The 13,315-nt window shown below is 72.8% G+C and carries 10 protein-coding genes; all 10 read left to right on the top strand.

The window, feature by feature from the left end; translation table 11 throughout:
• Nucleotides 1-389, top strand: a 389-nt coding sequence (locus ACFQ11_RS34595) for a hypothetical protein (RefSeq protein WP_378306576.1), incomplete at its 5' end; no start/stop codon positions are given.
• Between the two features lie 40 nt (nt 390-429).
• Nucleotides 430-840: a nucleoside-diphosphate kinase gene (ndk, locus tag ACFQ11_RS34590; RefSeq protein ID WP_378306574.1), complete on the top strand. Its 411-nt coding sequence runs from the start codon at nt 430-432 to the stop codon at nt 838-840.
• Nucleotides 841-1,023: 183 nt separating this feature from the next.
• Entirely contained in the window at nt 1,024-2,058 is a 1,035-nt protein-coding gene (locus ACFQ11_RS34585; RefSeq protein ID WP_026404352.1) for a rod shape-determining protein, read from the top strand.
• Nucleotides 2,059-2,109: 51 nt separating this feature from the next.
• On the top strand, nt 2,110-3,132 hold the full coding sequence (gene mreC / locus ACFQ11_RS34580; protein WP_378306572.1) for a rod shape-determining protein MreC: 1,023 nt from the start codon (nt 2,110-2,112) through the stop codon (nt 3,130-3,132).
• A 1-nt stretch (nt 3,133) separates the two neighbouring features.
• A complete protein-coding gene (mreD, locus tag ACFQ11_RS34575; RefSeq protein WP_378306570.1) occupies nt 3,134-3,736 on the top strand; it encodes a rod shape-determining protein MreD in 603 nt (200 codons plus the stop codon).
• Nucleotides 3,733-5,805: a penicillin-binding protein 2 gene (gene mrdA / locus ACFQ11_RS34570; protein ID WP_378306568.1), complete on the top strand. Its 2,073-nt coding sequence runs from the start codon at nt 3,733-3,735 to the stop codon at nt 5,803-5,805. The genes mreD and mrdA overlap by 4 nt, the downstream gene beginning before the upstream one ends.
• A complete protein-coding gene (rodA, locus tag ACFQ11_RS34565; protein ID WP_378306578.1) occupies nt 5,805-6,986 on the top strand; it encodes a rod shape-determining protein RodA in 1,182 nt (393 codons plus the stop codon). Before mrdA ends, rodA begins: the two co-directional genes overlap by 1 nt.
• A gap of 149 nt (nt 6,987-7,135) precedes the next feature.
• Nucleotides 7,136-9,058: a TIGR03960 family B12-binding radical SAM protein gene (locus ACFQ11_RS34560; RefSeq protein ID WP_378306566.1), complete on the top strand. Its 1,923-nt coding sequence runs from the start codon at nt 7,136-7,138 to the stop codon at nt 9,056-9,058.
• A 159-nt stretch (nt 9,059-9,217) separates the two neighbouring features.
• Complete coding sequence (locus tag ACFQ11_RS34555) at nt 9,218-10,072, top strand: TIGR03936 family radical SAM-associated protein (RefSeq protein ID WP_378306564.1); 855 nt, start codon at nt 9,218-9,220, stop codon at nt 10,070-10,072.
• A 191-nt stretch (nt 10,073-10,263) separates the two neighbouring features.
• Nucleotides 10,264-13,315, top strand: a 3,052-nt coding sequence (locus ACFQ11_RS34550; RefSeq protein ID WP_378306562.1) for an Rne/Rng family ribonuclease, incomplete at its 3' end; no start/stop codon positions are given.

Below are 13,315 nucleotides of genomic sequence, written 5' to 3'. Positions count from 1 at the left end.
GCCGCCATCAGGGCGCGCCCGGGGCGCCGCAGGCCCTGCTCGTCCCGTTCGGCGCCGGGCCGGGGCTGGCGCTGGCCCTGCCGCTGCGGGACGCGGGCGCCGGCGCCGCGCTGTTCGGCCTGTCGCTGTGCTTCCCCGCGGTGCTCGCGGGGCAGCTCGCCGCGCTGTCGCTGCAGGCGGCGTCGCTGGCGCGGATCGGCCCGGGAACGGACGCGCAGCGGCTCGCCGGTCTCGTCCAGGGGCAGCGCACGTGGCTGCTGGCGGCCGCCGCGGCGGCGGCCGTCATCGCCGCGCTCGCGGTGCGCGCCGCGCGCGGAGCCCCGGACGCGCACCGGGCGGCGGGCCGGCACTGCGCGGCGAACACCGCCCGCGCTCCGGCGGCCCGGTAGGATTCGCGCGCATATCCAACCTTCCTGAGGAGATTCACTCGTGTCCGAGCGCACTCTTGTCCTGGTCAAGCCCGACGGCGTCCGCCGCGGCGTGGTCGGCGAGGTCGTCTCGCGGATCGAGCGCAAGGGCCTGAAGCTCGTCGCGCTGGAACTGCGCACCCTGGCCCGCGAGACGGCCGAGGCCCACTACGAGGAGCACGCGAGCAAGCCGTTCTTCGGCGAGCTGGTCGAGTTCATCACCGGCGGCCCGCTGGTCGCGATGGTCGTCGAGGGCCCCCGCGCGATCGAGGCGTTCCGTTCGCTGGCCGGCGCCACCGACCCGGTCAGCGCCGCCCCCGGCACCATCCGCGGCGACTTCGCCCTGGAGATCGGCGAGAACATCGTGCACGGCTCCGACTCGACCTACTCGGCCGAGCGGGAGATCAAGCTGTTCTTCCCGGAACTGGGCTGACGGCGATCGAGGACGCGCGGGCCGGAAACCTCCGGCCCGCGTCTCTTTAACTAAAACAAGCCTGGTCAGCACCCGTTTTTTCGGTGACTCGCGGCCCCGGGGTGCCTGCCCTGACAGCCACTCTCGCGTTACCATGGACACGCCGCTATGAACGCCCGACAATCGTGAAGGGCTCCCTTTTTCATGGGTAACAAGCTGTCGTTTCTCGGCCGTGACATGGCGGTCGATCTGGGCACCGCCAACACGCTGGTCTACGTGCGCGGGCGTGGCATCGTCCTCAACGAACCGTCCGTCGTCGCGATCAACACCAACACGGGGAAGATCGTGGCCGTGGGCATCGAGGCGAAGCGGATGATCGGCCGCACGCCCGGCAACATCGTCGCCGTCCGCCCGCTCAAGGACGGCGTCATCGCCGATTTCGACGTCACCGAGCGGATGCTCCGCTACTTCATCCAGAAGGTCCACAAGCGCCGGCACTTCGCCAAGCCGCGGATCGTGGTGGCCGTCCCGAGCGGGATCACCGGCGTGGAGCAGCGCGCCGTCAAGGAGGCCGGCTACCAGGCCGGCGCCCGCCGCGTCTACATCATCGAGGAGCCCATGGCCGCCGCCATCGGCTCCGGGCTGCCCGTCTACGAGCCGACCGGCAACATGGTCGTCGACATAGGGGGCGGCACCACCGAGGTCGCCATCATCTCCCTCGGCGGGATAGTCACGAGCCAGTCGGTCCGCGTCGGCGGCGACGAGCTCGACCAGGCGATCATCTCCTTCTCGAAGAAGGAATACTCCCTCATGCTGGGGGAACGGACCGCCGAGGAGATCAAGATGGCCATCGGTTCGGCCTATCCCGGCGGCGACGAGGAGCCGCACGCCGAGATCCGCGGCCGCGACCTGGTCAGCGGGCTGCCGAAGACCGTCGTGATCTCCGCTGAGGAGGTGCGGCGGGCCATCGAGGAGCCGGTCAACAGCATCGTTGACGCGGTGAAGACCACGCTCGACAAATGCCCGCCCGAGCTTTCGGGGGACATCATGGACCGTGGTATCGCGCTCACCGGCGGCGGCGCGCTGCTGAAGAACCTGGACGAGCGGCTCCGCGAGGAGACCGGCATGCCGATCCACCTCGTGGACAACCCGCTCGACTCGGTGGCGCTCGGCACGGGCAAGTGCGTGGAGGACTTCGAGTCCCTCCGCCAGGTCCTCGTCCCCGAACCCCGTCACTGAGCCCCTCGCGGCACCACTAGGCGGCTCCACTAGAAACGGGGAGGTCGGTGGGTGAGGGACACCCGGCGCACCCGCGTGATCCTCGGCGTGCTGCTCGTCGCGGCGCTCACGATGATCACCATTGACCACCGCGGCGGGGACGACTCCCCGCTGCGCGGCCTGCGCGGACTCGGCGCGACGGTGTTCGGCCCGGTCGAGCACGCGTCCGCCGCGATCGTCCGGCCGATCGGCAACAGCTTCGACGCGATCACCGACGCGCCCGGCCAGCGGCGCCGCGCCGAACGGCTCGCGCGGCAGAACCAGCGGCTGCGCGAGCAGCTCCGCTCGGCGCAGCTCGACAAGGACCACGCCGAGCAGCTCCGCAGGCTGCTCGGCACCGCCGGGATGGGCGGGTACGAGATCGCCGCCGCGCGGGTGATCTCCGCCGGGCACGGTTACGAGGACACCGTCACCATCGACATCGGCAGCCGCAGCGGCATCAAGCCCGACATGACGGTGATGAACGCGCAGGGCCTCGTCGGGCGCGTCACCCGCGTCGGCCCCGCCACCGCGACCGTCCTGCTCGCCACCGACCAGACGTCGTCGGTCGGCGCGCGGCTCGAGGCGTCCAAGGAGATCGGCGTCCTGCAGGGCCGCGGCCGGCACGGGCGCGGCGCCGACGAGTCCCCGCTGCGGTTCCAGCTGCTCAACGCGGCCGCACCGATCAAGGTCGGGCAGCGCATCGTCACGTTCGGCTCGCAGGGCCAGCGCCCGTACGTGCCGGGCGTCCCGATCGGCGTCGTCGAACGCGTCGAGCAGGGCACCGGCGGGCTCACCCGCACCGCCCACGTCCGCCCGTTCGTCCGGTACAGCGCCCTGGACGTCGTCGCCGTCGTCGTCGCGCCGCCCAAGACGGACCCGCGCGACTCGGTGCTGCCGCCCAAACCGGAACCGACCCCCACGCCCACCCCCACGCCGTCGCGGACGCCGCGGCCGAGCGGATCACCGAGCCCCGGCGCGTCGCCCGACGGCGAGACCGAGGCGCGGCCGAGCGGCGAGCGGAGCCCGTCCCCGCAATCGAGCACGGGAGAGTGACGTGCTGAACCCACCGGACCAGTCACCGGCCGGCCGGGGCCTGGTCACCGCGCTGGTCGCCGCGGCCGCCCTGATCCTGCAGGTGTCGGTGGCGAACCGGCTGCCGCTGCCCGGCGGCGTCCAGCCCGACCTGGTGCTGCTCACCGTGGTCGCGCTGGCGCTCGTCGCCGGATCCGGAACCGGCATGATCACCGGTTTCTGCACGGGCCTCGCCGCCGACATCGTCCCGCCCGCCGACCACACCATCGGGCGTTACGCGCTCGTCTACTGCCTCATCGGCTACCTGTGCGGCATCGCCGCCGAGGGCGTCGACCGCCAGTCCGCCGTGCCGTTCTTCGGCGTCGCCGCGGGCGCCCTCGCCGGGATCGTCCTGTACGGCGCGACGGGCATGCTGCTCGGCGACCCGCGCGCCGACTGGGCCACCGTGTCCGGCGTCGTCCCGCTTCAGGTCCTGTACACCGCGATCGCCAGCCCGTTCGTGGTGTGGGCGGTGCTGCGCGCCACCCGCCGGTACGAACGCGGCGAGCGCGGCGCCCGCGGCGACCGCTTCGCGGTGCCCGCCGCCCGCTACCGCGCGATGTCGGGGCGGAGCGGGAACCTGTGAACCCGCGGACGCACTTCCGGCTCGTCGTGCTGTACGTGCTCGTCGGGGCGCTGCTGCTCGTCCTGCTCGGCCGCCTGTGGACCCTGCAGATCCTCGACGGCGAGCGGTACGCGTCGATCGCCGCGCAGAACCGCACCCGCGACATCGTCGTCCCGGCGCTGCGCGGCATGATCCTGGACGACCGGGGCCGGCCGCTCGCGCGCAACCAGAGCTCCCTCGTCGTGTCGGTCGACCGGACGGCGCTCGCCCGGCAGGGCGACGGCGGCGAGGCCGTCCTGCGGCGCCTGGCGAAGGTCCTCGGCACGACCCACGAGGACATCCAGAAGAAGACCCGGCTGTGCGGCCCGACCGTCCAGCGGCCGTGCTGGCCCGGGTCGCCGTACCAGCCGATCCCCGTCGAGGACGACACCGACCCCAGGGCCGCGCTGCAGATCATGGAGCGCAAGGAGGACTTCCCGGGCGTCACCGCGCAGATCCAGCCGACCCGGGTGTACCCGAAGCCGCACGGCGCGTCCGCCGTCCAGACCCTCGGTTACCTCCAGCCCATCACCGAGGAGGAGATGGCCGAGCGCGAGGGCATCAAGGTCACCGGGTACAGCGCCGTCGACCTCGTCGGCCGCGCCGGGCTGGAGGGGCAGTACGACGATGCGCTGCGCGGCGAGGCCGGATACCGCCGGGTGCTCGTCGACAGCCAGGGCCGCGTCACCGGCATCGCCGAGGAGAAGGCGCCGACGCCCGGCGCCCACCTCGTCACCAGCATCGACGCCGAGGTGCAGGGCGCCGCGGAGAAGGCGCTGAAGGAGGGCATCGACGCCGCGCGCAAGGGCGGCAGCCCCGCCGACTCCGGCGCCGCCGTCGTCATGGACGTCAAGACCGGCCGGATGATCGCGATGGCGAGCTACCCGTCGTACGACCCGAGCGTCTGGACCGGCGGCATCTCCCAGGAGAAGTACGACGCCCTCCTCGGCGAGAAGAACAACAACCCGCTGATCTCCCGGGTCACGCAGGGCATGGGCCCGCCCGGTTCGACCTTCAAGGTGTCGTCGGTGGCCGCCGCGATCCGCGCCGGATACGACCTGCACGGCACGTACAACTGCCCCGGGTCGTACATGGTCGGCAGCCGCGCGTTCAACAACTTCCAGAGCGCCAACCTCGGCCCGATGAACCTGCACACCGCGCTCGTGAAGTCCTGCGACACGATCTTCTACAAGTTCGCGCACGAGATGTGGATGCGCAACGGCGGCCGGAACGCGCCGCCGGACGCCAAGAACCCGATGGTGGAGACGGCCCGCGACTTCGGGTTCGGCTCCCTCACCGGGATCGACCTGCCCGCCGAGAGCGAGGGCCGCATCCCCGACGCGAAGTGGAAGCGCGAGTACTGGGAGGCGACCAAGGACGCCAGCTGCAAGCACGCCAAGACCGGCTACCCGAAGGTCGCCAAGACCGACCCGGCCCGCGCCGCCTACCTCAAGCAGGTCGCCCACGAGAACTGCGCCGAGGGCATGGTGTGGCGGGCCGGCGACGCCGCCAACCTGTCGATCGGGCAGGGCAACGTGATGGTGACCCCGCTGCAGCTCGTCCGCGCGTACGCGGCGCTCGCCAACGGCGGGAAGCTGCACACGCCGCGCATCGGCGTCGCGGTCGTCCGGCCGGACGGCTCGGTCGTCCGGAAGATCGACGCGCCGGAGCCGACGAGGCTCCCCGTGGACGACAAGGTCCTCGCCTACATGCGGGACGCGCTCGCGGACGTCCCGAAGGAGGGCACGGCCGCCGGGGCGTTCAACGGGTTCGACCTCAAGCGCGTCGCCGTCGGCGGCAAGACGGGGACGGCCGAACGCTGGGGCCAGGAGGACATGTCCTGGTTCGCGTCGTTCGGCCCGGTGAAGGACCCGCGGTACGCCATCGTCGCGATGGTCTCCCAGGGCGGCTACGGCGCCCAGACCTCCGGCCCGATCGTCCGCAAGATCTGGGAGGCGATGTACGGGACGAAGGACCGCGAGCCCATCCTCGACGACGGCCGCCTGCCCACCGGCGTGCCGCGGATGCCGGCCCAGGGCGCGGCGCCGTGATCACCGGGTCCAAGGCCGGGACGGTCGAGGGGTACGCGACGCGCCCGCGGTGGCGCGGCCGCGTCGCCGCGCTGCGCGGGCTCGACTGGCCGCTGTGCCTGTCGGTGCTGGCCCTCTCGGTGATCGGCGCGCTCCTGGTCCGCTCCGCGACGTTCCACTCGCTGCTCGAACAGGGCCAGGACCCCAACGGCTTCGTCAAGCGGCACGCCCTCAACATGCTGATCGGGTTCGCCCTCGGCGCCGTCGTGTCCCTGCTGGACTACCGGCTGCTGCGCGCGTACGTCCCGATCCTGTACGGCCTGGCGTGCGCGGGCCTCGTCGCCGTCCTGACGCCGCTCGGCGCCACGATCAACGGGTCGCACTCGTGGATCGTCATCGGCGGCGGTTTCCAGATGCAGCCGTCGGAGTTCGCGAAGGTCGGCCTCGTCGTGCTGCTCGCGATGATCCTCGGCGAGCCCCGGGACGGCGAGATCGGCCCGGGCACCCGCGACATCCTGTTCGCGCTCGTCCTGGCGGGCGTCCCGGCCGCGCTGATCCTCATGCAGCCCGACCTCGGCACCACGCTGGTGTTCATCGCGGTCGTCTTCGGCATGCTGGTGATCTCCGGGACGCGCAAGCGGTGGATCTTCGGGCTGGTCGGCGGCGCCGCGTTCGCGATCTTCTCCGTGTGGTTCTTCGGGCTGCTGGAGGACTACCAGATCGACCGGTTCACCGCGTTCCTCGATCCCGACGCCGACCCGCGCGGCGCCGGCTACAACGCCCGCCAGTCGCGCATCGCCGTCGGCTCCGGCGGCCTGGACGGCCAGGGGCTCTTCCAGGGCGAGCAGACCAGCGGCAACTTCGTCCCCGAGCAGCAGACCGACTTCATCTTCACGGTCGCGGGGGAGGAGCTCGGGTTCATCGGCGCCGCCGCGATCGTGCTGCTGATCGGCGTCGTCCTGTGGCGGGGCCTGCGCATCGCCACCCAGGCCGCCGACCTGTTCGGGACGCTCGTCGCCACCGGCGTCGTCTGCTGGTTCGGCTACCAGGCGTTCCAGAACATCGGGATGACGGTGGGCCTGATGCCGATCACCGGGCTGCCGCTGCCGTTCGTGTCCTACGGCGGATCCGCGACGTTCGCGAACATGATCGGGTTCGGCCTGCTGCAGGCGGTCCACCTGCGCCGCAGACCGTTCGACTGACCGGTTGGACGGAAGTTCGCCGGACAGGTCCGCCCGGCGGGTCCGATCGGCGGGTTCGATCGGCGGGTTCGATCGGCGAGTTCGATCGGCGCTGCCGGATCGGTAGGCTGGTTCGTCCATCCCATGTCCACTGCACGGAGGACGCCGTCATGCCCATCGAATCGCTCTTCCCACGGCTGGAGCCCCTGCTCCCGGGCGTGCAGAAGCCGATTCAGTACGTCGGCGGTGAGCTGAACTCGCAGGTCAAGGACTGGGACGACGCCGAAGTCCGGTGGGCGCTCATGTACCCGGACGCCTACGAGGTCGGGCTCCCGAACCAGGGCGTGCAGATCCTCTACGAGATCCTCAACGAGCGCGAGGGCGTCCTCGCCGAGCGCACGTACGCGGTCTTCCCGGACATGGAGGCCGTCATGCGGGAGCACGGCATCCCGCAGTTCACCGTGGACGCCCACCGTCCCGTCGGGGCGTTCGACCTGTTCGGCGTGTCGTTCTCCACCGAGCTCGGCTACACCAACCTGCTGACCGCCCTCGACCTCGCGGGCATCCCGCTGGACGCCGCCGACCGCACCGACGAGCACCCGATCGTCATCGCGGGCGGCCACGCCGCGTTCAACCCCGAGCCGATCGCCGACTTCCTCGACGCCGCCGTCCTCGGCGACGGCGAGGAGATCGTCCTGGCGATCACCGAGGTCGTCCGCGAGTGGAAGGCCGAGGGCGAACCCGGCGGCCGCGACGAGCTCCTGATGCGCCTCGCGGCGTCCGGCGGCGTGTACGTCCCGCGCTTCTACGACGTCGAGTACCTGCCCGACGGCCGCATCAAGCGGGTCGCGCCGAACCGCCCGGGCGTCCCGTGGCGGGTCGAGAAGCACACGGTCATGGACCTCGACCAGTGGCCGTACCCGAAGAAGCCCCTCGTGCCGCTCGCCGAGACCGTCCACGAGCGGTACAGCGTCGAGATCTTCCGGGGCTGCACCCGCGGCTGCCGGTTCTGCCAGGCCGGCATGATCACCCGTCCCGTCCGGGAACGGTCGATCACCACCATCGGCGACATGGTCGAGACCGGCCTGCGGGAGTCGGGCTTCCAGGAGGTGGGCCTCCTCAGCCTCTCCAGCGCCGACCACAGCGAGATCGGCGACGTCGCCAAGGGCCTCGCCGACCGGTACGAGGGCACGAACACCTCGCTGTCGCTCCCGTCCACCCGCGTGGACGCCTTCAACATCACGCTCGCGAACGAGTTCTCCCGCGGCGGCCGCCGCTCCGGCCTCACCTTCGCCCCCGAGGGCGGTTCCGAGCGCATGCGCAAGGTGATCAACAAGATGGTCACCGAGGACGACCTGATCCGCACCGTCACCACCGCCTACGAGAACGGCTGGCGGCAGGTCAAGCTCTACTTCATGTGCGGCCTGCCGACCGAGGAGGACGAGGACGTCCTCGCAATCGCCGACATGGCCAAGCGGGTCATCGCCGCCGGCCGCGCGGCGACCGGCCGCAAGGACATCCGCTGCACGGTCTCGATCGGCGGGTTCGTGCCCAAGCCGCACACCCCGTTCCAGTGGGCCGCGCAGTGCGACCACGAGACCGTCGACGCCCGCCTGCGCGCCCTCAAGGACGCCCTGCGCGGCGACAAGGAGTACGGCCGCGCGATCGGCCTGCGCTACCACGACGGCAAGCCGTCGGTCATCGAGGGACTGCTGTCGCGCGGCGACCGCCGCGTCGGCCGCGTCGTCCGCGCCGTCTGGGAGGACGGCGGCCGCTTCGACGGCTGGAGCGAGCACTTCTCCTACGAGCGTTGGACGGCCTGCGCGGAGCGGGCCCTCGCCGACGAGCCCGTCGATCTCGACTGGTACACCGTCCGCGAGCGCGACGAGGTCGAGGTCCTGCCCTGGGACCACCTCGACGCCGGGCTCGACCGCGAGTGGCTCTGGCAGGACTGGCAGGACGCCGTCGACGAGACCGAGGTCGACGACTGCCGCTGGACCCCCTGCTACGACTGCGGCGTCTGCCCCACCATGGGCACCGATATCCAGATCGGCCCCACGGGCAAGAAGCTCCTCCCCCTCTCCGTCGTCTGAATCCGCGTTCCGCGCGGCGGTCCGGACGGGTGACGGGGGCCGGGCGTCCTCATCGGGGGGCGGGGCACCGTACTCTATAGGGAGACGTTTTCACACTCGGCACGAGTAGGAAGGACGAGAGCCCTGGCACCCAAGCCGGAGGGACCGGCACCGGCCCCCGTGATCCAGCGCCTGCGCGTCCGTTATGCCAAGCGCGGCAGGCTGCGGTTCACGAGCCACCGCGACATTTCCCGGGCCGTGGAACGCGCCGTGCGGCGCGCCGGGATCCCCGTCGCGTTCAGTGCCGGATTCACCCCCCACCCGAAGATCTCGTACGCGGGTGCGGCGGCGACCGGGGTTGCCAGTGAGGCCGAGTACCTCGAAATCGGGCTCACCGAGACCCGCGACCCTGCGCGGGTGCGGGCCGATCTCGACGCGGCCCTGCCGCCCGGACTCGACATCGTCGATGTCGTGCCGGTGCGGGCGGGCGGCGCCGGAGACGCGCCGGTGAAACCGGGCGCGTTCGCCGATCGGCTCGAGGCGTCCGAGTGGCGGATCCGGCTGGACGGCGTGGCCCCGGGCGACGCCGCCGCGGCCGTGGCCGCCTTCCTGGACGCCGACGTCATCGAGGTCGAGCGCCTCACCAAGAAGGGGCGGCGCCGGTTCGACGTGCGCGCCGCGGTCGCTGTGCTCGAGGCGGAGGCCGACGAGCCGGACCGGCGCGCCGCGGAGGCGGCGGATGCCCCTTGTGCGATACTTCGAATGGTTGTTCGGCATTCCACACCCGCCGTTCGACCCGACGACATCCTCACCGGTCTGCGCCAGGTCGCCGACCTCGCGCCGCCGTCACCGCCGATGGTGACCAGGCTGGCGCAGGGGCCCCTGGACGCGGCCACCGGTGGCCTCGGGGATCCTCTGGATCCCGACCGGGAGATCGGCCCGCCGTCCGGCGACGACGCCGCGGCGACCGGCGGCCCGCAACGGCCGCGGCCCGGGGAGCCCGCGAGCGCGGATGCCGTCGGCGCCCGCCCGTGAGGCCGAAGCCGTGGTGACACGGAACCGGTCCGCAGGGACGGTGGGCGCGCCCCCGACGACTTCGTCGTCACCGCCGGACGACGGCGGTGGCGGCACCGACTGACGGAGAGTTCCCGTGCGGCGCACCGCACCGATCCGCCGAAGGGCGGAACGCGCGGTCGCGCCCGGGAGCCTGACGGGAGATTGCCCGCATGCTGGATAACGAAGCCGATTCGGCGCAGGCCGAAGGCACCGATAACGAGAACACCGCCGCGAGCGAGACGAACGGCACGGGAGGCTCGGGCGTGACGTCGCGCCCGCGCCGCCGCGCCAGCCGTCCCGCCGGACCGCCGCCCGAGGTCGAGGAGGAACCCGCGGCTCCGCCCGCCGCGGCGAGCACCGCGGCGGACGAGACGTCCGACGAGGAGGAGTCCGGCGACGAGCCGTCCGGCGACGCCGCGCAGGCCGAGAGCGACGCGCAGGCCGAGAGCGCGCGGGACACCGCGCCGGACGAGGCCGCGCAGGAGCCCGTCGCCGAGGAGCGGGCGGACGAGCCCGCGGCCGCCGAGGAGCCCGCGGCCGCCGAGGAGCCCGCGGCGCCGAAGAAGACCACCCGGACGCGGACCCGCAGGAGCACGAAGGCCGCCGAGCCGGCCCCGCCCCCCGAGACCGCCCCGTCCGCCGAGACCGCCGAGCCCGTCCCGCCGACCGGCGCCGAGACGTCCCCGGAGCTCGAGGGCGAGGCCGCGAAGAAGACGGACGAGAAGGCCCCCGCCGCCCGGACCCGCACCCGCCGCCGCACCGCCGCCGCGAAGACCGCGGAGCCGCCCGCCGAGACCGCCGAGCCGCCCGCCGCGTCCGCCGAGGTGCCGCCCGCGCCGACCGTCCCGCCCGCCGTCCCGTCCGTTCCGGAGGTCCCCGCCGTCCCGGTGGCCGGGGCCGTGCCCGGCACCGGCGAGGTGTCGGAGACCGAGCCCGCGAGCGGCGTCGCCGTGCCCGGCGTGACCTTCCAGCCGCCCATGGTGGTGTTCCAGCCGCCGCAGCCGAAGCCGGAGGACGCCGCCCGCCGCGAGGAGGCGGTCAAGGCCGCCGCCGAGACGGCCGAGCGCGAGGCCGACGAGGAGACCGACGAGCGCGCCGACGAGCGCGCCGACGAGCGCGCCGACGACGACTCCGAGGACCGTCCGTCCCGCCGCAGGCGCCGCCGCGGCGGCCGCGGCCGGGGCCGCAACGGCAAGGACGGCGCCGACGACGACGCCCAGGGCGGCGAGGACGCCGAGGAGGAGCCCGCCCCCGCCGACAAGGGCCGGGCGGAGAAGGCCGACAAGTCCGACAAGGCCGACAAGGCCAAGGACCGCTCCAGGTCCGAGAAGTCCAAGGCGGCGAAGGCCAAGGACGCCAAGGAGCAGCCCGAGGACGCCGACGCCGAGGCCGAGGACGACGCCGGGGACGCCGACGACGAGTCCGGCCAGGGCGGGACGAGCCGGCGCCGGCGCCGCCGCAGGCGCCGTTCGGGCGGCGACGGCGACGGCACCGGCGGCCCCGACGATCCGCCGAACACCGTCGTGCACGTCCGCGACTCGCGGACGGTCGAGGACGAGGTCCAGTCCGTGCGCGGGTCCACCCGCCTGGAGGCCAAGAAGCAGCGCCGCCGGGAGGGCCGCGAGCAGGGCCGCCGCCGCCCGCCGGTGATCACCGAGGCGGAGTTCCTGGCCCGCCGCGAGTCGGTCGAGCGGGTCATGGTCGTCCGGCAGGAGGGCGATCGGACGCAGATCGCCGTCCTCGAGGACGACGTGCTGGTCGAGCACTACGTGAACCGCGCGACGCACCAGTCGTACGTCGGGAACGTGTACCTCGGCAAGGTGCAGAACGTGCTGCCGTCGATGGAGGCGGCGTTCGTCGACATCGGCAAGGGCCGCAACGCCGTCCTGTACGCGGGCGAGGTCAACTGGGACGTGGCCGGGCTGGTGGGGCAGCCGCGCCGCATCGAGTCGGCGCTGAAGTCGGGCCAGTCGGTGCTGGTGCAGGTCACCAAGGACCCCCTCGGCCACAAGGGCGCCCGGCTGACCAGCCAGGTCTCGCTGCCCGGCCGCTACCTGGTGTACGTGCCGGACGGCTCGATGACCGGCATCAGCCGCAAGCTCCCCGACAAGGAGCGCAGCCGCCTCAAGCAGATCCTCAAGAAGGTCATGCCCGACAACGCGGGCGTGATCGTGCGGACGGCGGCGGAGGGCGCCACCGAGGAGGAGCTGTCGCGCGACGTGTCGCGCCTGGCGGCCCAGTGGGAGAGCATCCAGAAGAAGGTCAAGAACGCGTCGGCGCCGTCGCTGCTGTACGGCGAGCCGGACCTGACCATCCGCGTCGTCCGCGACATCTTCAACGAGGACTTCAGCAAGCTCGTCGTGTCCGGCGCGGACGCGTGGGACACGGTGTCGGAGTACGTCGAGTACGTCGCGCCGCACCTCGCCGACCGCGTCGAGCGGTGGACGGACGACCAGGACGTGCTGGGCGCGTTCCGCATCGACGAGCAGATCGCGAAGGCGCTGGACCGCAAGGTGTGGCTGCCGTCCGGCGGGTCGCTGGTGATCGACCGCACCGAGGCGATGACGGTCATCGACGTCAACACCGGGAAGTTCACCGGGCAGGGCGGCAACCTCGAGGAGACCGTCACCCGCAACAACCTGGAGGCGGCCGAGGAGATCGTCCGGCAGCTCCGGCTGCGCGACATCGGCGGCATCGTCGTGATCGACTTCATCGACATGGTGCTGGAGAGCAACCGTGACCTGGTGCTGCGCCGCCTGGTCGAGTGCCTGTCGCGGGACCGTACCAAGCACCAGGTCGCCGAGGTCACCTCGCTGGGCCTCGTGCAGATGACCCGCAAGCGCGTCGGGCAGGGCCTGCTGGAGGCGTTCTCGGAGACGTGCGAGTCGTGCAACGGCCGCGGCATCCACGTGCACCTGACGCCGGTCGATCTGAAGGCCGAGAAGGACGCGGGCGGACGGCGCCGCAAGCGCAAGGGCGAGGTCGAGCGGGCCGTCGAGGACAAGCTGGCGAAGTCGGAGAAGGCCGAGGCGAAGGCCGCCAAGGGCGAGGCGAGGCCGGAACCGGCGAAGGCGGAGCCCGCGCGGGGCCGGAAGGGCCGCCAGGCGAAGGCCGCGGCCGCCGCCGAGCCGGCCGAGGCGCCCGCCCAGCCCGCGGCCGACGAGGCCGCCGAGCCGGTGCGGACGCGGCCGAAGACGTCGCGGCCGGCCAAGCGCCCGGCCG

It is taken from the genome of Actinomadura sediminis (assembly GCF_042675525.1).
Taxonomy (GTDB): domain Bacteria; phylum Actinomycetota; class Actinomycetes; order Streptosporangiales; family Streptosporangiaceae; genus Spirillospora; species Spirillospora sediminis.
Note: the sequence above shows the minus strand (reverse complement) of the source record. Positions and strands in the feature narration are given on the sequence as shown.

What these genes read in the sequence shown, in the direction of transcription:
- ACFQ11_RS34585 (WP_026404352.1), top strand. Translation starts at nt 1,024, where the DNA reads ATGGGTAACAAGCTGTCGTTTCTCGGCCGTGACATGGCGGTCGATCTG.
- ACFQ11_RS34560 (WP_378306566.1), top strand. Translation starts at nt 7,136, where the DNA reads ATGCCCATCGAATCGCTCTTCCCACGGCTGGAGCCCCTGCTCCCGGGC.